The 23,705-nt window shown below is 66.0% G+C and carries 20 protein-coding genes; 10 read left to right on the top strand and 10 right to left on the bottom strand.

Annotation, left to right across the window (positions count from 1 at the left end):
* Positions 1-14 precede the first annotated feature (14 nt).
* Positions 15-1,781 (top strand): thiamine pyrophosphate-binding protein, encoded by a 1,767-nt coding sequence (locus tag BMW28_RS03460; protein ID WP_091813872.1) that lies wholly within the window; start codon positions 15-17, stop codon positions 1,779-1,781.
* Positions 1,782-1,832: 51 nt separating this feature from the next.
* Here the strand turns inward: BMW28_RS03460 and BMW28_RS03455 are convergent, their stop codons facing one another.
* Entirely contained in the window at positions 1,833-2,711 is an 879-nt protein-coding gene (locus BMW28_RS03455; RefSeq protein WP_091813869.1) for a pirin family protein, read from the bottom strand.
* A 238-nt stretch (positions 2,712-2,949) separates the two neighbouring features.
* Between BMW28_RS03455 and BMW28_RS03450 the strand changes: the two genes are divergently transcribed.
* From BMW28_RS03450 to BMW28_RS12890, 5 genes are all read left to right on the top strand, one after another.
* Complete coding sequence (locus BMW28_RS03450) at positions 2,950-3,894, top strand: LysR family transcriptional regulator (RefSeq protein WP_091813866.1); 945 nt, start codon at positions 2,950-2,952, stop codon at positions 3,892-3,894.
* A gap of 55 nt (positions 3,895-3,949) precedes the next feature.
* Entirely contained in the window at positions 3,950-4,948 is a 999-nt protein-coding gene (locus tag BMW28_RS03445) for an LLM class flavin-dependent oxidoreductase (protein ID WP_091813863.1), read from the top strand.
* Positions 4,949-4,991: 43 nt separating this feature from the next.
* Positions 4,992-5,942 (top strand): drug/metabolite exporter YedA, encoded by a 951-nt coding sequence (gene yedA / locus BMW28_RS03440; protein WP_091813861.1) that lies wholly within the window; start codon positions 4,992-4,994, stop codon positions 5,940-5,942.
* Positions 5,943-6,015: 73 nt separating this feature from the next.
* Positions 6,016-7,227, top strand: a complete 1,212-nt coding sequence (ubiM, locus tag BMW28_RS03435; RefSeq protein WP_091813858.1) for a 5-demethoxyubiquinol-8 5-hydroxylase UbiM — start codon at positions 6,016-6,018, stop codon at positions 7,225-7,227.
* Between the two features lie 64 nt (positions 7,228-7,291).
* Complete coding sequence (locus tag BMW28_RS12890) at positions 7,292-7,495, top strand: hypothetical protein (RefSeq protein WP_159430696.1); 204 nt, start codon at positions 7,292-7,294, stop codon at positions 7,493-7,495.
* Between the two features lie 120 nt (positions 7,496-7,615).
* On the opposite strand, the gene BMW28_RS03425 is transcribed toward BMW28_RS12890, so the two are convergent.
* The 3 genes from BMW28_RS03425 to BMW28_RS03415 are packed head-to-tail and all read right to left on the bottom strand — an operon-like array spanning position 7,616 to position 11,959.
* Positions 7,616-8,824, bottom strand: a complete 1,209-nt coding sequence (locus BMW28_RS03425) for an efflux RND transporter periplasmic adaptor subunit (RefSeq protein ID WP_159430694.1) — start codon at positions 8,822-8,824, stop codon at positions 7,616-7,618.
* 28 nt (positions 8,825-8,852) lie between these two features.
* Positions 8,853-11,225, bottom strand: coding sequence for an ABC transporter permease (locus BMW28_RS03420; RefSeq protein ID WP_200785713.1), 2,373 nt, complete (start codon positions 11,223-11,225; stop codon positions 8,853-8,855).
* Positions 11,222-11,959: an ABC transporter ATP-binding protein gene (locus tag BMW28_RS03415; protein ID WP_091813850.1), complete on the bottom strand. Its 738-nt coding sequence runs from the start codon at positions 11,957-11,959 to the stop codon at positions 11,222-11,224. Before BMW28_RS03415 ends, BMW28_RS03420 begins: the two co-directional genes overlap by 4 nt.
* Before the next feature lie 84 nt (positions 11,960-12,043).
* Here BMW28_RS03415 and BMW28_RS03410 point away from each other — a divergent pair, with 84 nt between their 5' ends.
* Both BMW28_RS03410 and BMW28_RS03405 read left to right on the top strand, forming a co-directional pair.
* Positions 12,044-12,334, top strand: a complete 291-nt coding sequence (locus BMW28_RS03410) for a 2Fe-2S iron-sulfur cluster-binding protein (protein ID WP_091813849.1) — start codon at positions 12,044-12,046, stop codon at positions 12,332-12,334.
* Between the two features lie 233 nt (positions 12,335-12,567).
* The gene (locus BMW28_RS03405; protein ID WP_091813846.1) at positions 12,568-13,992 is read left to right on the top strand and encodes a YihY/virulence factor BrkB family protein; all 1,425 of its coding nucleotides are present in this window, start codon (positions 12,568-12,570) and stop codon (positions 13,990-13,992) included.
* A gap of 93 nt (positions 13,993-14,085) precedes the next feature.
* Here the strand turns inward: BMW28_RS03405 and BMW28_RS03400 are convergent, their stop codons facing one another.
* The 6 genes from BMW28_RS03400 to BMW28_RS03375 form a co-directional block, all read right to left on the bottom strand.
* Positions 14,086-15,345 carry an NRAMP family divalent metal transporter gene (locus tag BMW28_RS03400; protein WP_200785712.1) on the bottom strand — a complete coding sequence of 420 codons (1,260 nt, stop codon included), beginning with the start codon at positions 15,343-15,345 and terminating at the stop codon, positions 14,086-14,088.
* A 176-nt stretch (positions 15,346-15,521) separates the two neighbouring features.
* Positions 15,522-15,998: a 2-amino-4-hydroxy-6-hydroxymethyldihydropteridine diphosphokinase gene (gene folK / locus BMW28_RS03395; RefSeq protein WP_234969961.1), complete on the bottom strand. Its 477-nt coding sequence runs from the start codon at positions 15,996-15,998 to the stop codon at positions 15,522-15,524.
* A gap of 8 nt (positions 15,999-16,006) precedes the next feature.
* Positions 16,007-17,803, bottom strand: coding sequence for a polynucleotide adenylyltransferase PcnB (pcnB, locus tag BMW28_RS03390; RefSeq protein ID WP_091813842.1), 1,797 nt, complete (start codon positions 17,801-17,803; stop codon positions 16,007-16,009).
* Between the two features lies 1 nt (position 17,804).
* Complete coding sequence (locus tag BMW28_RS03385; protein WP_091813839.1) at positions 17,805-18,482, bottom strand: HAD family hydrolase; 678 nt, start codon at positions 18,480-18,482, stop codon at positions 17,805-17,807.
* Positions 18,479-19,174, bottom strand: a complete 696-nt coding sequence (gene hda, locus BMW28_RS03380) for a DnaA regulatory inactivator Hda (protein WP_091813838.1) — start codon at positions 19,172-19,174, stop codon at positions 18,479-18,481. The genes BMW28_RS03385 and hda overlap by 4 nt, the downstream gene beginning before the upstream one ends.
* 164 nt (positions 19,175-19,338) lie before the next feature.
* Complete coding sequence (locus BMW28_RS03375; protein WP_091813835.1) at positions 19,339-20,421, bottom strand: AI-2E family transporter; 1,083 nt, start codon at positions 20,419-20,421, stop codon at positions 19,339-19,341.
* A 148-nt stretch (positions 20,422-20,569) separates the two neighbouring features.
* Here BMW28_RS03375 and purM point away from each other — a divergent pair, with 148 nt between their 5' ends.
* On the top strand, positions 20,570-21,598 hold the full coding sequence (gene purM / locus BMW28_RS03370; RefSeq protein WP_091813832.1) for a phosphoribosylformylglycinamidine cyclo-ligase: 1,029 nt from the start codon (positions 20,570-20,572) through the stop codon (positions 21,596-21,598).
* A 153-nt stretch (positions 21,599-21,751) separates the two neighbouring features.
* The gene (locus tag BMW28_RS03365; protein WP_091813830.1) at positions 21,752-23,671 is read left to right on the top strand and encodes an alkaline phosphatase D family protein; all 1,920 of its coding nucleotides are present in this window, start codon (positions 21,752-21,754) and stop codon (positions 23,669-23,671) included.
* The last annotated feature ends 34 nt before the right edge of the window (positions 23,672-23,705 follow it).

The raw sequence follows: 23,705 nt of genomic DNA, 5'->3' as shown, positions 1-23,705 counted from the left end.
ACGCAGGCCCAGCCATGAAGAAAACCGCAGCACAACTGGCCGTGCATGCCCTGGAGCAGCTCGGCATCACGCACACCTTCGGCATTCCGGGGGTGCACAACACCGAGCTCTACGACGCACTGGCGCAGAGCCGGCAGATCACGCCCCTGCTGGTCACGCACGAGGGCGGCGGCGCCTTCATGGCCGATGCCTTCAGCCGGCTGAACTGGGGCGGCATCGGTGCAGACGGTGCGGCACGCGCCATTGGCACCCTGGCCATCGTGCCTGCAGCCGGGCTCACGCATGCGGCCAGCGGTATTGGCGAGGCGTATCTGGCCGGCATCCCGATGCTGGTGCTGACGGGCGGCACGCGCACCGACAGCGGCCGGCGCTACCAGTTGCACGGCATCGACCAGCTGGAGATGGCGCGGGGGTTCACCAAGGCCGCCTTTCGGGTGACGGGACATGCACAGGTGGTGCCGACGCTGTTCGAGGCCTACCGCATTGCCACCTCCGGCGTGCCGGGGCCGGTGCTGGTGGAGCTGCCGGTGAACCTGCAGATCTTCAGCGGCGATGCGGGTGCGGTGCCTGAATGGCAGGCTGCTGAAGCGCCTCCCCTGCCCGATGCGGCGCTGATCCGGCAGGCTGCCGATGTGCTGCAGCATGCGCGCCAGCCGGGCCTGTTCGTGGGCTGGGGGGCGCGGCATGCGCAGGCGGAGCTGGTGGCGTTGGCAGAGCTGCTGCAGATGCCGGTCAGCACCACCTTGCAGGGGCTGGCCGTGTTTCCGGGAGACCATCCGCTGCACGCCGGTTTCGGTTTCAGCCGTTCGGCCGTACCGGCCGCACAGAATGCCTTCCGCCAGTGCGATGCCTTGCTCGCCGTGGGTGCCCGCTTTGCCGAAATTCCCACCGGCAGTTTCGGCGCCCGCGTGCCGCAGGCGCTGGTGCATGTGGATATCGACCCGGAGGTGCCTGGCGCCAACTATCCGGCCCAGGTGGCGCTGGTGGGTGATGCGCAGCCGGTGCTGCGCGCGCTGCTGGAAGAACTGCGCAATCGCCAGGCCAGACGCGAGGTCAACTCCCGCCTGCAACACCAGATCGCCAGCGACAAGGCAGCCTATCTGGACAGCTGGCTCAAGCACGGTGACCAGACGCACGTCAACCCGGCGGCCTTCTTTACCAGCCTGCGCCGGCAGATGCCGGCCGACAGCATCACGGTGTTGGATGACGGCAATCACACCTTTCTGGCGGCGGAACTGTATTCGTATCCCCGGGGAAGCGCCCTGCTGACGCCCAGCGACTTCAACGCCATGGGCTATGCTGTGCCCGCCGCCATCGGCGCACGGCTGGCGCAACCGCAGCGCGAGGTGGTGGCCATCGTGGGCGACGGCGGTTTCGCCATGAGCTGCATGGAGATCATGACCGCCACGGCCAATGGCCTGGGCGTGATCTTCTGCGTGTTCAACGATGGTGCGCTGGCGCAGATCGCGCAGGCCCAGCAACTGCCCTACCAGCGCCTGACCTGCACCACGCTGCCGCACCGCATCGGGCTGCAGGGCGTGGCGCAGGCGACTGGCGCAGCCTATGTGCCCATGCCCGACAACCACTGCATCGACAGCACCATCGCGGAGGCCAGAAAACTGGCCGCACAGGGGCGGCCAGTGATCGTGGATGTGGCCATCGACTACAGCCGGCAGACCACCTTCACGCAGGGCACGACCAAGACCAACTTCCGCAGCTTCCCGCTGGGGCAGAAGCTGCGCTTCCTGCGGCGCATCGTGGGGCGCAAGCTGCGGCCGTGAGGCGGGGGCCGGCCGCTACCGTGCCGTCCCCCTGTCCTAACGCGGCGACCCTCAGGCCAGCGTGCCGTCGCGGAAGTCGCGCAGCGCCTGGTAGATCTCTTCCTGCGTGTTCATCACGAAGGGGCCGTACTGCGCGATGGGTTCGCGCAGCGGCTGGCCGGCAACCAGCAGCAGGCGCGCCGCTTCGTTGGCCTGCAAGCGTACGCCATCGGCGCCGGCAGCATTGTCCAGAATGGCCATGCGCTGCTTCGGCACCGCGGTGTCGCCCAGTTGCACACTGCCCTCGTACACATAAACGAAGGCGTTGTGCCCGGAAGGCAGCGCCTGCGCAAAGCTGGCACCGGCCGGCAGGTGGATGTCGAGGTACACCGGCGCCGTGTCATCCCGCGTGACCGCACCGGCCACGCCATGGCTGACTCCTGCGATCACCGTCACATCGGCTCCTTCTGCAGTACGCACGCGCGGCAGTTCATCAGCCTTGAAATCGCGATACCACGGGGTGCTCATCTTGTCCTTGGCAGGCAGGTTCAGCCAGAGCTGGAAGCCCTCCATGCGGCCCTCTTCCTCTTGCGGAATCTCGGAATGGATCACGCCACGACCGGCCGTCATCCACTGCACGCCACCGCTTTCCAGCAGGCCTTCGTGCCCCGCGCTGTCACGGTGCAGCATGCGACCGGCGAGCATGTAGGTGATGGTTTCGAATCCGCGATGCGGATGGTCGGGGAAGCCAGCAATATAGTCATCCGGCTTGTCGCTGCCAAAGGCATCAAGCATCAGGAAGGGATCGAGCCGACGCTGCAGATCCTGCGTGAGCACGCGGGTCAGCCTTACGCCAGCGCCATCGGAAGTGGCTACGCCCGTGACCAGGCGATCCACGCCCCGGGATTGCTGCACAGGCTCGGCAACGGGAAGGTTCTGGGTTTGCGACATGGATATCTCCTTGCAGGTCGGCTGTGGCGCAGGCACCGCGCCCGGTGGAAGAAAGGCATGCACGCCGACCGGGGTGGCATCCTTCGCGCTAACAACAACTTGGCAGAAACCGTGTCTGACCTGGCTTTCGACAGATGCCGCGTCCAGACCCTGCAACGGTTTCGTGTTGCCATGGATGTACTTTATCGGGAAACAATGCCGCGATTAATTCCCTTGAATTGATATCATTGATCCATCAATGGAACAATCAACCCCGCTGCTTTCTCCCGACGACCTGATGCTGTTCGCCCATGTGGCGGAGCTGGGCAGTTTCACTGCTGCGGCGGAACGGCTGGGGCTGCCCAAGTCCACGGTATCGCGCCGCCTGTCGGCCCTCGAACAGCAGGTGGGCGAACGCCTGCTGCTGCGCACCACGCGGCGCCAGGCGCTGACCGAGTTCGGTTCGCAGTTGCTGGAACATGCGCGGCAACTGGCGGCCGAGGTGGAAGCAGCCAGTGCCCTCAGTGCGCACCGCCAGGCGCAGCCCAGCGGCCGCTTGCGCGTTTCCATGCCGATGGAAGTCGCCACCCTGCTGTCGGACATGCTCGCTGCCTTTGGCGCGCTGCATCCCGCCATTTCGCTGGAGCTGGATCTGTCGCCGCGCCGGGTCGATCTGCTGGGCGAAGGTTTCGATCTGGCCCTGCGCATGGGCGCCCTGCCCGATGACGCCTTGCTGGCTGCCCGGCGGCTGGGCGTGTTTTCGCAGGGCCTGTATGCCAGCCCCGACTATCTGGCCGAGCATGGCGAACCCCACACGCCGGACGATCTGCAGCAGCACCACGCCCTGCGCGGGCTGGAGAGCGGTGGTGAAGCGGCGCGCTGGCTACTGCGCCGCAACGAGGACACCTGGCAAGGCGTGCCGCCGGGCCGCCTCACGGCCAACTCTCCCATCCTGTTGCTCGGCATGGCGCGTGCCGGCGCCGGCATCACGGCCGCGCCCGACTACTTTGCCCTGCCCGACGTGCGCCGCGGCACGCTGCGCCGCGTGCTGCCGGAATGGTGCCTGCCCAGCCACACGGCATGGGCGGTGTTTCCCGGACGCAAGCTGATGCCGGCCAAGACGCGCGTCTTCATCGACATGCTGCAAGCCGCACTGGGTGACCTGCCAGGCAGCCCGGCGCCGGAGCCTGCAGCCCACCCCTGAACCCTCCAGATTCCCGCCCTTGTCAAGGGAATTGCCGCCCACGCACAATACTGGCATGCAGACACTTGCCAACACCCCCCTGTCCATGCTCGATCTGGTCGCCGTGCGCGAAGGCGGCACGGTGGCCGATGCGCTGGCCATCGCCCTGCGCACCGCGCAGCATGTCGAGCAGCTCGGCTTCACGCGCTACTGGCTGGCCGAGCACCACAACATGCCCGGTATCGCCAGTTCTGCCACGGCCGTGCTGGTGGGCCATATCGCTGGTGGCACGCAACGCATACGCGTCGGCTCGGGCGGCGTGATGCTGCCCAACCATGCCCCTTTGGTAGTGGCCGAAGCCTTCGGCACGCTGGCCGAGCTCTATCCCGGCCGCATCGACCTGGGGCTGGGCCGCGCGCCCGGCACGGATCCCGTTACCATGCGTGCGCTGCGCCGCGACCGCACCGAAACCGCCGACGACTTCCCGCGCGAAGTGGCCGAACTGCAGCAATACCTGGGTGCCCCCCAGCCGGGCCAGAGGGTGATTGCCAACCCTGGCGCCAATACCCAGGTGCCGATCTGGCTGCTCGGCTCCAGCCTGTTCAGCGCGCAACTGGCGGCAGAGCGCGGCCTGCCCTATGCCTTTGCCTCGCACTTTGCCCCGCAGATGCTGCTGCAGGCGCTCGACCTGTACCGCCGCAACTTCCGCCCCTCGGCCCAGCTGGACAAGCCCTACACCATCATCGGCGTGCCGCTGGTGGCTGCCCCCACCGACGAGGAGGCGCACTTCCTCGCCAGCAGCCTGTTCCAGCGCGTGATCGGCATCCTCACCGGCCAGCGCGGACTGCTGCCGCCGCCAAAGGAAGGCTATCTGCAGTCGCTCTCGCAACAGGAGATGGCGGGACTGCAGCAATTTCTCTCCTGCGCCGTGATCGGCAGCCCGGAGACAGTGCGCAGCGGCCTGCAGCAACTGCTGAACGCCACCGAAGCGGATGAACTGATGCTGGTGTGCGATGTGCATGATCCGGATCTGCGCCTGCGTGCGCTGGATCTGGCGGTGCAGGCACGCGGCTGACAGCCCCTGCTTCACGCCGGCCGCCGCGTTACCATAGCCGGCTATGCCGAAATCCGCCCCGCTGCCCCGCCTGCTGATCGCCTCGCTGATCGCCTGCTACCTGATCTGGGGTTCGACCTACCTCGCCATCCGCTTCGCACTGGAGAGTTTTCCTCCCTTCTGGGGCATGGGCACGCGCTTTCTGGTGGCTGGCGGCCTGCTGATGGGCTGGATGCTGTGGCGCGAGGGCCGCGCCGCCCTGCCCACGCCACGCCAGTGGCTGCATGCGCTGGTGATCGGCGCCATGATGCTGGGTGGCGGCATGGGGCTGACCGCCAATGCCGAAGTCTATGTCGGCTCCGGCCTGATCGCCACCTTCATCGCCGTGGTACCCATGATGGTGAGCGCGCTGGGCCTGCTGTTCGGCCAGCGCCCCAACCGCCTCGAACTGGCAGGCATGCTGGTCGGACTGGCCGGCGTGCTGTTGCTGATGCGCGGTGCCAGTTTCAGCGGCGAGCCGCTGGGCATCCTGTTCATCGTCGGGGCCACGCTGCTGTGGTCGCTGGGTTCGGTGCTGTCCACCACCCGCATGCCGCTGGCTGCAGGCCCCTCCGGCTTTGCCAGCGAAATGCTGTGCGGCGGCGTGGTGCTGATGCTGCTGTCGGTGCTGGCCGGCGAACCGGCGCCGCACTGGCCGCCAACCGCGGCTGCAGCCATCGCCTGGATCTACCTGGTGGTGTTCGGTTCGCTCATCGCCTTCAGCGCCTACCTCTACCTGCTGGCCCACGCCTCCCCCGCGCTGGCCACCAGCTACGCCTTCGTCAACCCGGTCATCGCGCTGCTGCTGGGTGTGTGGCTGGGCGGCGAGGTGGTGACGCGTGGCGAATGGCTGGCCTCGGGCATCATCCTGCTGGGCGTGGTGCTGATTTTTCGGGGACGGCAGGTGCGGCCGAGCCGCGGGCCGGCTGCGGATGCAGGCACTGCCAGTGTGCCCGAGCCCGGCCGTTCGGCCTGAGCCGCGCGTCCAACGCCCTTCCATTGACAAGCATCAACCCTCCGTCGCACCCGGCTGGCTACACTGCCTCGCCATGGATTACGACATTCTGATTGTGGGTGCCGGCCCGGCCGGATTGTGTCTGGCACGGGCGCTGTCGGGCAAGGGCTTGCGCATCGGCGTGCTGGACCAGCAACCCGAGGAAGCCCTCGCGCATCCTGCCTTCGACGGACGCGAAATCGCCCTTTCGCAGCGGTCTGCACACACCCTGCGCGAGCTCGGCCTGTGGGAGCGGATCGAGCAGATCGAGCCGACGGCCTTCTCCCAGCTGCGCGACGCACAGGTGCTGAACGGCCCCAATCCGCTCGGTCTGGTCATCAGCCACGCGCTGTCGCCGCGCAGCGAACTGGGCTGGTTCGTCTCCAACCACCTGATCCGCCAAGCCGCGTGGGACTGCGTGCAGGACAGCATCGCCACGCATCAGGACATCACCCTGCTCACCGGCCAGAAAACCGGGCGTGTGTGGAGTGACGACCACGCTGCACATGTGACGCTGGAAGACGGCCGCACTCTCCACTCGCGCCTGCTGGTGGCCGCTGACAGCCGCTTTTCCGGCACGCGCCGCGCCATGGGGCTGGCTGCCGACATGTACGACTTCGGCCACAGCATGCTGGTGTGCTGCATGCTGCACCAGAAACCGCACAACCACGTGGCCTGGCAGTGGTTCGACTATGGCCAGACGCTGGCGCTGCTGCCCATGAACGATGATCCAGCCACCGGCATGCACCGCTCCTCGGTAGTGCTCACGCTGCCCAGCCACGCCATGGATCCGGTTGCCGGCATGGCGGAACCGGCATTCAACGCCGAAATCGCCCGCCGCTTTGCCCAGCGCCTGGGGAGCATGACGCTGGTCAGCACGCGCCATGTCTACCCGCTGGTGGGCGTGTATCCGCGCAGCATCGTGTCGCGCCGTTTCGCCTGCGTGGGTGATACGGCCGTCGGCATGCATCCGATCACGGCCCATGGCTTCAATTTCGGCCTGCTGGGCGTGGCAAATCTGGGCAAGGCCATTGTGCAGGCCCATGCTGCCGGGCAGGACATTGCCAGCCCCGCGCTGCTGCAGCGCTACCAGCGCGAGCACCGCATCGCCACCCGGCCGCTGTACCTCATCACGCTGGGACTGGCCCGGCTTTACACTACCGAGCACCCCGCGGCCAAGGTGGTCCGCGAAGCTGCCGTGCAGATCGGACAACGCTTCACACCGTTCAAGCGCGCAATCGCCGCATCACTGACCAGCCTGCGCTGAGGCACCGCCAAAGCGTTACATTGCAGCGGGAAAGATGGGCCTGTGGGCCTCTACAATGGCCCGCATGCCGCACCGCTTTTCTACACTTCGTCTTGCCACCGCCAGCCTGCTGGCCCTGCTGCTTGCCGGCTGCGGCGTCACGACCGTGGTTGGCGCCGCCGCTGGAGCGGCCATTTCCGTGACGGGCGCTGTGGTGTCCACCGGCGTGAAGGCGGTGGGGGCCGGCATTGATCTGGTCACGCCGGATGGGGATGACGACAAGGACTGACACGCCGTAGACGTCTGCGGTCTGCGGTCTGCGGTCTGCGGTCTGCGGTCTGCGGTCTGCGGTCTGCGGTCTGCGGTCGCGAACAGGCTAACTCGGCAAAAGCCCCCCACAAACCCGCAATCATTGCGTGGAAGGCGCCCCTTCCCGAATCCGCGTCCCCTCCCTGATCCGGTCATCCGGCTGCACGATCACCTGATCGCCTTCCTTCAGCCCTTCCAGCACCTCCGCCACCGTGGCCGAACGCAGGCCCAGCTTCACCAGCGTACGCCGAGCCTTGCCCTGCCCGATGCGGTAGACGGCCCAGCCCTCGCCGGCACTGAACAGCGCGCTGGCCGGCACCTGCAGCAGATTGTCCTTGCGCTGCACCAGAAACTGCACCTCCACCCGATAGCCATCGCCCAGCCGCTCCCACTGCGCATGCGGCGAGGCAAAATCCAGCACCACCCGCGTGCGCTGTTCTTCCACCCCCAGCGCCGATACCTTGGTGAAACCGCCCGGTTCGACGCGCTTCACCGTCGCCTGCAAGACTCCTTCCCCACCCCAGCGAAGAATACGCGCACCCATGCCCGGTGCCAGCCGCACTGCGTCGGTAGACAGCACATCCGATTCGATTTCCAGCGCCGCCGCATCACCCACTTCCATCAGCGGCTGCCCCACCGGCACCGGCGCGGCGCTTTCCACCATGCGCCGCAGCACCACGCCATCGACTGGCGCCGCTACCTCCTGCGTCTTGCTGCTGGAGGCCCGCCCTTCCTCGGCCAGCACCGCGCGGGCCGCAGACAGACGCTCGCTGGCCACCCGCTCATCCGCACGCGCCGACGCCACATCCGCGCCAGCGGTTACCGCGCGGCTGCGCATCAGGTCCAGCTCGGCCTGCGCAATGCCGCCGGTGGGTGCCACTTCACGCGCCCGCTGCAGGTTGCGCTGGGCCAGCGCCTGCGCGGCCTGTGCCGCCGTGATGCGCTGACGCGCTGCCGCCAATGCCGCTTCCGCCCCGCGCAACTCGGCCTGAGCCTGGCTGCGCGAGCGTGCATCCAGCAAGCCGCTGGCTGCAGGATCGATCTCGGCCACCGCCTGCCCCGCCTTCACTGGATCCCCCGGTTGCAGCACGATACGCCGCACCATGCCCGCCACGGGAGCCGTCACCACGTAGCGCTGCTGCAGCCGCGTCTTGCCTTCCTCGACAAAGCTCACTTCGATCAGCCCGCGCTGCACCTTAGCCAGCGTCGCCATCTGCTGCGGCTCGCGCAGCACCAGCCACACCAGCAGCAACACGGCCAGCGTGCCGAGCAGCAGGAAACTCAGGGTCTTGCGGGAAGGTGTCTTCATATTCATATCCGATGGTAGCGCGGCCGCGTCATTCGCGGGTCTTGAGCACGCCGATCAGGTCCAGCTTGCGGATGCGCCAGTACACCGCCAGCGCCGAAGCAATCGCCGACGCCACCGTCACCAGCGCCACAAAGGCGTAGGAAGCAGGCTCCAGGCGCACCGGCACCCGGTACAGATCAGACGCCATGCCCTGCACCATGAACTGGATTAGCCCGTAGCCTGCCACATAGCTCAGCGGAATCGAGAGCAGCACCAGCAGCGCCAGCTCGCCCAGCAGGATGTAGCTGACCTCGCCCTGCGTGAAACCGAGCACGCGCAGGCTGGCCAGCTCGCGCCCACGCTCCGCCAACGCAATGCGCGCCGAGTTGTAGACCACACCGAAGTTGATCACCAGCCCCATCAGCACCGCCACCCAGGTGAACAGCCCGCTGGTTTCCTCGATGGTGCGGTACAGCGCACGAATCGCCGCCAGCCGCGACTCGGCTCCCACCACGCCGGGGCGCCGGTCCAGCTCACGGAAAACCGCATCCTCGGCATCGTCATCCACCGTCAGCAAGGCGCCGCTGACCACATCGCCATCGCGCATGGCGCGGTTGAGCGCATCCAGATCCATGTAGGCCATGGTGCCCACATACTCCTGCACCAGCCGCACCACGGGCAGCCGCAGCTGGGTCTGCCGCCCTTCCATGGCTTCCACCTGCAGATAATCCCCCGGCTGCACGCCGAGCTTGCGCGCCACGTAATCATTCAGCACCAGCCCGTCCGGCGGCAGTTCGATCCGGCGCAGGCGCGTATCCACCGGGCGGCTGAGCGTCCCGGCGGCCGGCAGCCCCTGGATGCTGGTCAGCACCATGCGGTTCTCGTTGCGCAGACGCACGGCCACATTGCGCACCCCGTCCACCTGCCGCACGCCAGGCAGGGCGCGCAGCTCATCCAGCGCCTTGCGCGGTGCCATCTCGATGAAGCTGGTGCTGATATCGTGCTGCTGCGACAGCCGGTACTGGATGTCGACCATGTAGTCGATGGAGCCGGTCTGGAAGCGCGCCATCATCACGATCGCACCCGCCAGCGCCAGCCCGACGATGCTCATCAGCGCCTTCAGCGGCCGCCGCTCCAGTTGCCGCAGAATCATGCGCGTGGGCTGCGACAGCCAGCGCGTCAGGCCCAGACGCTCCACAAGCGTACGGCGAAAACGCTCGGGCGACGGTGGCCGCATGGCTTGCGCCACCGGCTCGCGCGCGGCAGCAAACACGGCCCAGCCGGTGCCGCTCAACGCCGCCAGCAGGCTCACGCCAGCGCCCGCCAGGGCCACCTGCGGGCTGAGCGTGAAATCCAGAAACGGAAAGCGGAAATTCAGCTGATACAGCCCTGCCAGCGCACTGCCCAGCCACACCCCCAGCGCCACGCCCAGCACCGAACCCAGCACCCCGATCAGCGTCACGATCAGTCCGTAATGCAGCGCCACATCCAGCGTGCTGTAGCCAAAGGCCTTGAGAATCGCCACCTGGTCGCGCTGCGTGCCGATCAGCCGCTTGAACACCACGTTCAGCAGAAACGCCGCCACGCCCAGAAAGATCAGCGGAAACATCCAGGCCATGGTAGCCAGCCCGCGAAACTCCTCGTGCAGATAGCGGTACGAGAGCTGGTCCATGCGCCCGATGGCACCGCGGCTGCCATAGCGCGCCAGGATGCGGTCCATGGCCGACAGCGTCTCCGCCTCGCTGGTGCCCGGCGCCAGCTTCACCGTGATCTGGTTGAAGGCGCCTTCCATGTTCATCGCCGCACCCAGCGCGCGCCGGTGCGTCCAGAGAATGGCGTAGCGCTCGTAATCCGGAAACAGCGCCCCCGGCTTGATCTGGTACAGATACTCCGGAGACACCGCAATCCCCACCACGGTGAATTGCTGCGAGCGCCCGTACACCGTGGCCCGCAACGTATCGCCCGGCTTCAGCCTGTGCGCCTCGGCAAAGGCATCGCTCACCAGCACCTCACCCTGCGCAAACGGCGCCAGCATGCGCCCGGCGCGCAGATACAGCCGGTTCTGCTGCGGCTCGCCCTGGTCTGGAAGCGACAGCAGCAGCGCCTCGATCGGCTTGTCAAAGCCCGGCAGGGCCAGCTTGCCGCCGGCAATCACGCGCGTTTCCACCTCGTTCACGCCCGGCAGCTCGGCCACGCGCGCCGCCACGCTCTCCGGCGCCCGCCGCACCTGCGCCCACACATCGGAAAAGCGGTAATCCTGATACAGCCGCGTGCGCGTGTCCTGCAGGGAATCCAGCGTGGCGCGCGACATCACCAGCATGGCAATGCCAGAAGCAATCACCAGCGCAATCGCGATCGCCTGCCAGCGCATGTGCCACAAGTCGCGCAAGGCCTTGCGGTGGATGGCGGGTAGCCGGATCACCAACGCAACTCCCGCGCGGGCAGACGCTGCGCATTCACCTGCTCACCCACGATGCGGCCATCCGCCATGGTCAGCACACGATGCGCCATGCGCGCAATATCGGCGTTGTGGGTAATCACCACCGTGGTCGTGCCCATGTCGGCATTCACCTGCTCCAGCGCTTCCAGCACACGCACGCCGGTGGCTGAATCCAGCGCACCGGTCGGCTCGTCGCACAGCATCACCACCGGCCGCTTGGCGATGGCGCGCGCAATCGCCACGCGCTGCTGTTCGCCGCCCGAAAGTTGCGCCGGGAAATGATCCAGCCGCTCACCCAGCCCCACCAGTGCCAGCGCGTCCTCCGGCTGCATCGGATCCGGCGCAATCTCGGTCACGATGGCCACGTTCTCGCGTGCCGTCAGGCTGGGAATCAGGTTGTAGAACTGGAACACAAAGCCCACATGCTCGCGCCGGAACTGCGTCAGCCGCGCGTCGCCTGCATGGGTCAGATCCTCACCGTGGTACCAGACTTCGCCGCTGCTCGGCACGTCCAGCCCGCCCAGAATGTTGAGCAGGGTCGATTTGCCGCTGCCTGACGGCCCCAGCATCACCACGAACTCGCCGCGATACAGTTCCAGATCAACGCCGCGCAGCGCGTGCACGTCCACATCGCCCATGTGATACACCTTGCCCAGCTGGCGGGCACGGAAAATCACCTCGGCGTTCTGCAATGGCGGAGTGGCAACAGGTTTCATCGACAATACCCGGACCCGGCAAGAGGCAAGGCAGGCGGCCGCACATAGCCGCCCCTTGTTCCCAATCTACCACCTTTGTTCCCCATGTCCCACCGCGTTACCTTGCTGCCCTCGGGCGAGCAATTCCAGGCCGATGCCGATGTACCGCTGCTGCTGGCGGCCGAGCAGGCGGGCATCGCCCTGCCCAGCTCCTGCCGCAATGGCAGCTGCCGCACCTGCCTGTGCCGGCTGGTGCAGGGAGACATCCGCTGGCGCATCGACTGGCCCGGCCTGAGCCCGGACGAGAAACGTGAAGGCTGGATCCTGCCCTGCGTGGCCAGCGCCTGCAGTGATCTGGTGCTTGAATCCACGCCCGTCCGCTGGGACCAGGCGTGATTCCCACGCATTGCAAGACGGTACCGTTGCCATCCCCCCGTTCTGGAACCAGGCTGCGTCTGTCTGCCTCCTGGGATGCGGTGGCCTTGCCATCCCCCTTCCTGGAATCAGCTTTTCGCTGCGCCAACCACCGCAAAACGTCTGCAGCGGGCGCAAAGTCGCGGCGCACTCTGACATCCAGCGCCTGCCCGGCGTCCTAGAGTGGTTGCCGTACGAACTTCGCAGCGTTCGCCATGGACACCACCCTCTCCACCCCTCCGCCCGGCGTCAACCGTCCCCCTGAACCCACCACAGAAGCGGCCAGCCATTCCGCGCAGCCCCAGCAAGCAGCCCTTGCCGAAGCCGACACCAGCGCCAAAGCCGCGCAGACTGCCGCCGCAGCACAACCGCGTTCCCTCGCCAAGCGCCTGACCCACCCCTTCCTCTACGTCTGGTATCTGGTCTGGACCAGCGCCAACGAATGGATCAACGACGACTGCCCGCGCTACGGCGCATCGCTCTCCTACTACACCGTCTTCAGCCTGGCCCCACTGCTGGTGATCCTGGTCGGACTGGTCGGCCTGTTCTACGGCGAAGGAGTGGCGCACCAGCAGCTGGTGCAGGAAGTCACCCAGCTCGCAGGTGCCCGCGCCGGCCAGCTGATCGACTCGCTGCTGCAGGCCGCCAACAAGCCCGGCGAAGGCGGGTTTGCTTCCCTGATTGCCGCCGCCATCCTGATCGTCGGTGCCACCGGGGTGCTGGTGGAATTGCGCGAAGCGCTGGACAACATCTGGCAGGCCAAGCCCGCCATCCCGAAGAACGAGCGCTTCATCCTCACCGTCTGGCGTCTGATCCGCACGCGCCTGCTCACCTTCGGCATCCTGTTCGCCATCGGCTTCCTGATGATCATGTCGCTGATCGTCTCCGCCTATCTGGCCGCGCTGGACGAATGGGTCACCTCGCACACATCCGGCATGCTGGTGCTGGCGAAGATCCTGAACCCCCTGCTCTCCTTCGCCATCCTCACCTTTTTCTTCACCATCCTGCTGATGGGCCTGCCTTCGCAGCGGCTGGGCTGGCGCCAGGTGCTGCCGGGCGCCATCCTGTCCTCGCTGCTGTTCACCGTGGGCAAGAGCCTGATCGGCATCTACATCGGCTCCACCTCCACCACCTCGGTCTATGGCGCGGCCGGATCGCTGGTCGCCCTGATGGCGTGGGTGTTCTACTCCTCGCAGATCCTGCTCATGGGTGCGGAATTTGCCTGGGTGCTGCACATCACGCCCAAGGGCGAGCTACCCGGTTCACCGGCCTATGTCGAAGCCCACAAGCAGAAGCAGCGCGAGCGCGAGGCCCGGCTGGATGCCGTTGAAGCGCGTGACGACGCCATCAACGTGCAACACACGCCCATCGCCCCGGCCAGCGAAGATATCGTGGAAGGCAAGCTCCCCTCCGAGCAGCCCACCGTGGCCCACAAGCTGTCCGCCCGCCGCAAGGCATTGCGCAAGGACAGAGGCGATCTGACAGAAGAGGAATGGGAAGCCCTGGCGCGTGACTGCAAAGACGACACGCTCTCCACCACGCTGCCTTGGGTAGGAGGTGCACTGGCAGGTGCCGCTGCCACGCTGGCCGTGCAGCACATGCGCCGCGATCGCTCAGAATCAGACTGCGGCTCAGCCTAGAAACCCGCCAGGCCGCTGCTACCCGATGCATGGTCATGGTCGGCGCACCAGAACCAGTCTGCGACGTCCTGCAGTAGCCTCAAACGACAGCGCTCATCCCAGCACCATGGCCACAACAGCCACCGCCATCACCCCCACCGCTGCCCAACCCAGCAAGCGGTGACGTGGCGTCAACACGGCATCGCCCAGCACCGCACGGTTCGATCCCAGCAGCATCATCACCACCATGATGGGCACCGCGATCACGCCGTTGACCACCGCACTCCACACCAGCGCCCTGATCGGATCGAGGTTGGTGAAATCCATCAGCGTGCCGATCACGGTGGCAGCCACCAGCACCGAATAAAAGCCTTTGGCCTCGGTGTAGTGATGGTCCAGTCCGGCCTTCCAGTTCAGCACCTCCGCCACGGCATAGGCTGCAGAACCTGCCAGCACCGGCACCGCCAGCATGCCGGTCCCGATCACGCCCAGTGCAAACAACAGAAAGGCAAAATGCCCGGCAATCGGCTCCAGCGCCAGCGCTGCCTGCCTGCTGGTCTGGATATCGGTAATGCCATGCTGGTGAAACGCCATGGCTGCAGCCAGCATGATGCAGAACGCAATCACATTCGAAAACCCCATGCCGATCACGGTATCCAGCTTGATCCGGAACAGGTGCTCCCGCGTGAACAGCGGACTGTTCACCACCTCTTCGGAATCGGCATTTCTCTGGCGCATTTCCGCTTCCTGCGCCGCCTGCCAGAAGAACAAATACGGACTGATGGTGGTTCCCAGCACCGCCACCACCATCATCCAGTAATCCCCTCCCCCGGTGCGCAGGGCAGACACCGATTCGACACCCACCGTGTGCCAGTCCACCTGCATCATCAGCGCCACCGCCACATACGCAAACAGCGCCAGCGTCAGCCACTTGAGCACGCGCACCATGGCATCGAAGTTCAGCCACAGCGGCAGCACGGCGCAAATCACGCCGAAGACCAGGGCATGGCCATGCTCGCCGCCGCCCACGATCAGCTGCAGGGCCTCGCCCATGGCGGCAATGTCGGCAGCGATGTTCAGCGTGTTGGCAAACACCAGCAAGGCGACCAGCACAATCCCAACCCAGCGCGGCATCACCTGCTGGATGTTCGCTGCCAGCCCTTTGCCGGTGATCCAGCCCAGACGCGCGCTGACCATCTGGATACCGATCATCAGCGGCGTGGTCAGAACCAGCGTCCACAACAGGCCACCGCCAAATTGCGCGCCCCCCTGCGAATAGGTGGCGATGCCGCTGGGGTCGTCGTCAGCCGCTCCGGTGATCAGCCCGGCACCCAGCCGGTCGCCCAGTTTGCGGGTCTTGTGCAGGATTTCCATGCAGCTTCACCTCGGCAAGGTGGGGCACACCGCAACTCCTGCGGATATGCCATGAGGAAACAAGGATGGACCAGCGACACGCAATTGCCCCACATGGCAGGTGCGGCGCTGATCCTGAATCGAGAAATGGGAAGCGAGGGACTGTACCGTGGTCATGGTCTTGCCCTCCAGAAGGATTACCGCGCCTCGTCGATACGCACAATGCCCTGATCGGCCACAGCCTCGAGCTGCTCGGCAGTGACCCGCTCCGGCGCAATCTCATGCAGGGGCACCAGCACAAAGGCACGCTGAAACATGCGCGGATGCGGCAGCGTCAGCGCTGCATCTTCCTGCACCAGCTCGCCGTACATCAGCAGGTCGAGATCCAGCGTACGCGGGGCATTGCGGTACGGGCGCTCGCGCCCCGCCTGTAGTTCGATCTGCTGCATGGCCTGCAGCAACTCTGTGGCCGTCAGGCCGGTATCCACTGCCACGACGGCATTGATGTAATCAGGCCCGCTGGAATCCACCGGTGCCGTGCGATACAGCGACGAAGCGGCCACCAGCTGCGTCTGCGGCAGCCGTGCGACCTGATCCATGGCCGCGCGCACTGTCCCCTGGGCGTCGCCCAGATTGGCGCCCAGGGCGACATAGGCACCCACGACGACTGCCACGGAAGAACTCACTCGTCGGCAGCGCCGGTATCGGAAGCAGCTTCGCCAGCCGGCTTGCGGCGACGCGGACGGCGGCGCTTGGCAGGAGCCTCGCCCTCATCAGCCGACTCGGCCCCACTCTGCGTGGAGTCAGCATGCTCATTCACGGAAGAACCGGCCTTGCGCGCACGAACCGGACTGGCGGACTCGATCTCACCGTCACCCACGAGCGCGCCGTCCTGCGCACCCGTCAACAGGGCTGCCTCACCCGCCCCCGCGCTCTTGGGCTTGCGACGACGACGGCGCTTCTTGGCCGGTGCTGCTCCGCCCTCGGCCGCAGACACCTCATCCACCAAGGCCTCATCGGCCTCGGCCACCTGCGAAGCCGCAGACGGCACACGATGCACGCGCCCCGTCGGCTTGGTGGGCGCACCCTTGCGCTGCTGCGCACGCTGCGCCTCGCGCTGCTGTTCCCTGGCCTGGGCAATCAGGTCATCACGCTCGTAATCCGGCGCGGTACTGAAGGCCTGCCACCACTCGGCCAGTGCCTCGTCGATCTCCCCATTGGCCGCGCGCAGACGCAGAAAATCGAAACCGGCGCGGAAACGCAGCTGCGCAATCAGGCTGAACGGGCTGTTGCCGGTGCGCTTCTCGAAACGCGGCTGCATCATCCAGATCTCGCGCATGTCCGCCGCCAGCTTGCCGCGGCCGGACACATCGCCAATGCGCGCCTCGAACACCTCGTCGATGGATTCCTGCAGCCCCACGAACGGCGGCTTGCCCTTGGCCGTCTTGCGCGCCCAGGTATCGCGCACGTCCTGCCACAGCAGCGAGGCCAGCAGAAAGCTCGGCGCCACCGGCTTGCCCTCGCCCACGCGGCGGTCGGTATCCTGCAGCGAACTGCGCACAAAGGGATCGTCCGCGCGCTCCACCGCGAGCGTCAGCAGCGGGTAGATGCCCTTGTTCAGCCCCAGCGCACGCAACTGGTCGATGGTGGCCACGGCGTGCCCCGTCTGCAGCAGCTTGAGCATTTCGTCGAACAGGCGGCTCTGCGGCACATCGGCCAGTAGCGGCAGACATTCCTGCAGCGGGCTGGCCGTCGCCTTGTCGAGCTTGAATTCGAGCTTGTTCAGCTTGGCCGCAAAACGCACGGCGCGGATGATGCGCACCGGATCCTCGCGGTAGCGCGCAGCCGCATCGCCAATCATGCGGATGGTGCGCTTCTGCGCATCCTGCATGCCCTTGTGGTAGTCGACCACGATCTCGCGTTCAGGGTCGTAATACATGGCGTTGAGCGTGAAATCGCGCCGCGCCGCATCCTCTTCCTGCGGGCCCCAGACGTTGTCGCGCAATACGCGCCCGCTGGCATCCACCGCATGCTGCACGCCCTCGAGCGCGCGGCGGCTGGTCTTTTCGTTGCCGTTCACCTGCTCGGCTGCCGAAGCATCCAGATAGGCACGGAAGGTCGACACCTCGATCACCTCGTGCTCGCGCCCGCGCCCGTACACCACATGCACAATGCGGAAACGGCGCCCGATGATGAAGGCGCGACGGAACAGGCTCTTCACCTGCTCGGGCGTGGCGGTGGTGGCCACGTCGAAATCTTTGGGCTTGAGTCCCAGAATCAGGTCGCGCACCGCGCCGCCGACAATATAGGCCTCGAAGCCCGCCTTCTTCAGCGTGAGCACCACGTTGACGGCGCGTTCGTCCACCAGCTTGGGATTGATCTTGTGCACCGAGGCCGGCACCTCGACGCGTTTGCCGAACGACGGACGCACGCCTGCTGCAGGCTTGCCCAGCAGTTTGTTGATGAAGCGCTTGATCATGTCATTCCGTCGGAAACAGGTCGAGAATGCGCCAGCCGCGCTCTTGCGCTAGCGCGCGCAGGCGTTCGTCCGGGTTGGTGGCCACCGGCACCGCCGATTTTTCCATCAGCGGTACATCATTGTAGGAGTCGGAGTAGAAAGTGATGTGCACTTTCTCCCAATCCAGCCCGCGCGCCGCCAGCCACTGCTGCAGATTGTGCACCTTGCCCTCGCGCAGGTTGGCCACGCCGTCGATGTTGCCGGTGATCCAGCCCGTGTCATCCAATTCCAGTTCGGTGGCGATGATGTTCTCGTCGGCAAAGCCCAGGCGCTCGCCGATGGGGCCTGCAATGAAGCGGTTGGTGGCCGTGATCAGCACCAGTGTGTCACCCGCCTGCTGGTGGCTGCGCAGCAGATCCAGCGCCTCGGCCCGCACCTGCGGCTCGATGAACTCGGCCAGATAGCGGTTGTGCGCGGCCCTGGCCTCCTCCGGCGTATGCGCGCGGATGGCGCGGGTCACGAAGCGCACGTATTCGTTCATGTCCAGCACGCCGTCCACATACTGCTGGTAGAAGATGTCGTTCTGCTTCAGCGATTCGTCGGCATCGGTCCAGCCGATGCTGTTGGTGAACAGGGCCCAGGTGAAGTCCGAATCGATCGGCAGCAGCGTGTGGTCCAGGTCAAAAAGCGCAATATTCATGTTTCGTTCAGCATCTGTTTGAGCAGCGGCACGGTCAGCGCGCGCCGCTGTTCAAGGGCATAGCCATCGAGCATGCCCAGTAATTCGTTGAGACTGCCCAGGTCGCGCGAGAAGCGGCTGAGCATGTAGTTGACCACCTCGTCACCAAGTTCCAGGCCGCGCTCGGCCGCGCCCTGCTGCAGCGCCTTGCGCACATCCTCGTCGCCCAGTGGCTGCAGTGCGTGGACCTGGCCCCAGCCCAGGCGCGTGCGCAGGTCCTCGCGCAGCGGCAAATCGGCCACCGGCAGGCTGCCTGCAGCCAGCACCCAGCGCGGCTCGCCCTGCTGCGGTGTCATGGCATTGATGAACCAGTTGAAGGCCGTGTGCTGCTGTTCGGGCGAATACAGCTCCACCTCATCCAGCAGCACCGCACTCCAGCGCGGATCGAATTCGCGCGGGTAGCCGCCGCATGGCGTGGACGCATCCAGCCAGCCGGCAGACAGGCCCTGCTCGTGCAGTTCCTGCATCACCGCCTGCAGCAGATGCGTCTTGCCGCTGCCACCCGGTCCCCACACGTAGGTGGGTACGGTCTGCGGCTGGCGCTGTTGCAGCGCCTCGCGCACATGGGTGAGCAGGCGGCCATTCTCCCCCTCCACCAGCGTATGCAGGCGCGGGCGCGGAGTCAGGCCGATATCGAGCGGGATCTGTTTCATGAAGGCAGGCACAGTCTGCTATTTTATGTGCAGCGCAGCAACAGGGGGCCATCGTCGCGGCGATCGCGCATTTTCACCGCTGCGAACCCTTGTACAGCCCCCCTCGATGCCGAACGAGCCTCCCCGTCCGCCGGCCACAGCGATCCGGTCCGTGAACAGCCTCCTCAGGCGTTGTACAGATCGCTCTGCAGATACTGCGCCCGCAAGCGCCGCCCCGCCACCAGCAGCACCGCGCTGATCGGCAGCGCCAGCAGCACCCCGACAAAACCGAACAGCTGGCCAAACGCCAGCAAGGCAAAGATCACCACCAGCGGATGCAGACCCATGCGCTCACCCACCAGGCGCGGCGTCAGGTAGAAACTCTCCACCACCTGCGCAATGCCGTACACCACACCCACCATGACCAGCGCCTTCACCACCCCCAATTGCAGGATGCCAAACAGCGCCGCCAGCACCAGCCCCACGCCATAGCCCAGATACGGCACGAAAATCGCCAGACCGGTGAAGATGCCGATCGGCAGCGCCAGATCGAATCCGAACAGCGACAGCGCCACGCTGTAGTACACCGCCAGAATCAGCATCACCGTCAGCTGCCCGCGCAGATACTGGCCCAGCACCTCGTCCGCCTCGGTGGCAAAGCTGTGCACGGCCTCGCGCATGCGGCGCGGCACCAGACGGAACAGGTTGGCAATGATGCGTTCCCAGTCCACCAGCAGGTAGAACAGCACCATGGGAATCAGCATCAGGTTGCCCAGTACGGCAAAGGCCACACTGCCGCCGATCTTCAGCGAGGACAGCACCGATTCGATCCCGGATGGCCCGCCTCCGTCCGGCTTGCTGCTGAAATAGTCGCGCAGCAGTTCCTTGAGCGTGCCCACGTTCACCTGCAGGGGAATGCCGAAACGGTCGAAGATGCCCTGCAGCCAGTGGCTGCCACGGTCCAGCAGCACCGGAATCTGGCTCTGCAGCACCGGCATTTCCTTCACCACCACCGGCACGATGAGCATCACCACCCCGGTCACCGTGAGCATGAAGATGATCATCACCAGCGTCACCGCCAGCCAGCGCGGCGTCTTGCCGCGGAACCAGGCATGCACCCGGTTGACCAGCGGGTTGAGCGCATAGGCCAGCACGGCGGCCACCAGGAATGGCGTCAGCACCGGGGCCAGCAGCCACACGAAGATGCCCGTCAGTACGGCAATGCCGGTCCATGCCGCGGTGCGTTTCTGGTAGGCGGTAAATTCCATGGGCGTGCGCAGGAGAGCAAGGTTATTACAATAGAGGGCATTGCCAGACCGGCAGACGCCCAGACGCAGTGTCAGCACCGCGTCGTCTGTAGTCTACGCTACGCATGCCCGCGCACGCACGCGCTCACCATTTGTATTCTTTTCGCACATGCAAACTCCCATTTCCTACAAAGACGCCGGCGTGGACATCGATGCTGGCGACGCGCTGGTCGAACGCATCAAGCCCCTGGCCAAGAAAACCATGCGCGAAGGCGTGATGGCCAGCATCGGCGGCTTCGGCGCCTTGTTCGAAGTGCCCAAGAACTATCGGGAGCCCGTGCTAGTCAGCGGCACCGACGGCGTGGGTACCAAGCTCAAGCTGGCCTTCGAGTGGAACATGCATGACACCGTCGGCATCGACCTGGTCGCCATGAGCGTGAACGACGTGCTGGTGCAAGGCGCCGAGCCGCTGTTCTTCCTCGACTACTTCGCCTGCGGCAAGCTCGACGTGGACACCGCCGCAGCGGTGGTCGGCGGCATTGCAGCCGGTTGCGAACAAAGCGGCTGCGCGCTGATCGGCGGCGAAACCGCCGAAATGCCCGGCATGTACCCCGATGGCGAATACGACCTGGCCGGCTTTGCCGTCGGCGTGGTCGAAAAGAGCAAGATCCTCACGGGCCAGAACGTCAAACCCGGCGACGTAGTGCTGGGCCTGGCCAGCCACGGCGTGCACAGCAACGGCTTCTCGCTGGTGCGCAAGTGCATCGACCGCGCAGCCGGCAACCTGCCCGCCACGCTGGACGGCATGCCGTTCAGGGAAGCCATCATGCGCCCCACCCGCCTGTACGTGAAGCCGGTGCTGGCCACGCTGGCCAAGTACCCGGTCAAGGCGCTGGCCCACATCACCGGCGGCGGCCTGCTCGAGAACATCCCGCGCGTGCTGCCCGAAGGCACCACCGCACGCCTCACCAAGGGCAGCTGGCCGCAAAGCGAGCTGTTCGCCTGGCTGCAGCAGACGGCCGGCATTGACGACATCGAGATGAACCGCACCTTCAACAACGGCATCGGCATGGTCGTGGTGGTGGATGCGGCTGACGCCGACTGCGTGGCCGAAACCCTGCGCGTGGAAGGCGAGACCGTGTACGTCATCGGCCAGATCGCAGCCGCAGACGGCAACGCACCGGTCACCGTGGCCTGACGCCACCTATCGTATAAGCACAAGGGGCGCTTCGGCGCTCTTTTGCATGCAACATGCACGGGCAACATTTCTGTCATGTTGCCTTCCTAAACTCCCAGACACCTTTCGTCACCGGTGTCATGCGGTCTGCACAGACCACCCAGGGAGTTTCCCATGCAAAGAAGACAGTTGCTGCGCCGTGGCGCAGCGTTTTTCAGTGTCATCGCGGCTGGTCCGCTGATCACCGCCTGTGGTGGCGGCAACGGCAACGTTCCGCAGCCTCCCGGCTCCGGCGACAGCGGCCCGCCACTGGGCACGCATGTCTTCAGTCTCGGCGTTGCCAGCGGTGATCCGCGCGCCGACAGCGTCGTCCTGTGGACGCGCGTGGAACGCAGCAACCCCGGCAACAACGGCGACATTCCGCTGCGCCTGCAAGTCTCCACCAGTGCCGATTTCGACACCCTGCTGGTCAACCAGAACCTGGTCGCCACCCAGGTCTATGACCACACGGTGCGCGCCAAGATCACCGGCCTGCAGCCCGACACGCGCTACCACTACCGCTTTGTCGCCGGCCGGGACATCAGCGCCATCGGCCTCACCAAGACCGCTCCCGCTGCCAGTTCCACGCGCGAACAGCTGCGCTTTGCGTGGTTCACCTGCCAGGACTGGAGCGTCAACCACTGGGGTGCGCTCGATCTGCTGGCGGCCGAAGACGATCTCGACTTCACCGTGCACGTGGGCGACTACATCTACGAAACCGTGGGCGCCGCCTTCCAGGCCGGCCAGGTGGAACCGGCGCACGCGCCGATCAAGCTGCCGAACGGCATGCCGCTGGCTGATGGCTCGGTTGCCGCCCTCACGCTGGACGACTACCGCACCCTGTACCGCACCTACCGCAGCGACAAGCGCCTGCAGGAAGTGCATCGCAAGTTCCCCTTCATCGCCATCTGGGACGACCACGAGTTCAGCGACGACTGCTGGCAGGACCACCAGACCTACAACAACGCCAACCAGCAGCAGACCGGCCGCCGCCGTGCCGCCAACCAGGCCTGGTTCGAGTACATCCCGGTGGACATGGGTGATGTCTCCTTCGACCTGAACGACCAGCGCTACGACAACATCCGCATCTACCGCGACTTCCAGTTCGGCCCGCTGATGCACCTGGTCATGACCGACCAGCGCCTGTACCGCGACGACCACGCCATCCCCGAAGCACTGGTGCCGATGGCGCAGGGCGCAACGCTGGAGCAGGCCATGCAGATGGATACCGCCGTCGGCGCCCGCTACTTCACGCCGCTGCCCATGCTGCTGCTGGGCCAGTCCGTCAACCTGATGACCCAGCAGCCGCGCACGTCCGCCCCCTCCATCCTGGGCAAGACGCAAACCCAGTGGTGGAAGGACACCATGCGCCAGAGCACATCCACCTGGAAGGTGTGGGGCAACGAACTGTCCCTGTCGCGCATGTGGGCCGACCTGCGCAACCACCCTGCCGTCACCACGCCCGAACTGAAGCAGGTGTTCGCCATCAACGCCGACTGCTGGGACGGCTATCCGGCCCACCGCACCGAGCTGATGCAGCACCTGACGCAGAACAACATCCGCAACGTGGTGGCCATCACCGGTGACCTGCACGCCTTCCAGTGCGGCATCGTGCGCGACCAGATCGGTTATGACCCGCGCCAGCCCGACGCCCCGGTGAACCCACCAGCCGGCCAGCCCGCCATGGTCGACTTCGTGGCAGCCGGCATCAGTAGCAACTCCTTCTTCAGCTACCTGCAAAGCGCAGCACAAGCCATGCCGGCACTGCAGCCGCTGGTGGCCGACCAGCCCACCTTCGAAGCCTTCATGTGGCATGGCATTCCGGCTGGCGTCCACCCCACCTTCCCGCAGGGCGCCCCGGGCAACAACCCCGACATGCTGTACGGCGACCACCACGCCCAGGGCTATGCCACCGCTACCATCACCGCCAGCCAGATGCAGGTGCACTTCCACAAGGTGCGCTCGCTGGAAGGCGGCCAGGCACCGGCCAGTCCGCTGCTGCAAACCACGCGTATCACCCTCGCCGCCGGCAGCACCACGCCGGTGATCGGCTGATCAGCCCCCTTGTTGCCTTTCACGGAGATCATTT

The organism is Allobrachymonas denitrificans DSM 15123 (assembly GCF_900110225.1).
GTDB classification, from domain to species: domain Bacteria; phylum Pseudomonadota; class Gammaproteobacteria; order Burkholderiales; family Burkholderiaceae_C; genus Brachymonas; species Brachymonas denitrificans.
Note: the sequence above shows the minus strand (reverse complement) of the source record. Positions and strands in the feature narration are given on the sequence as shown.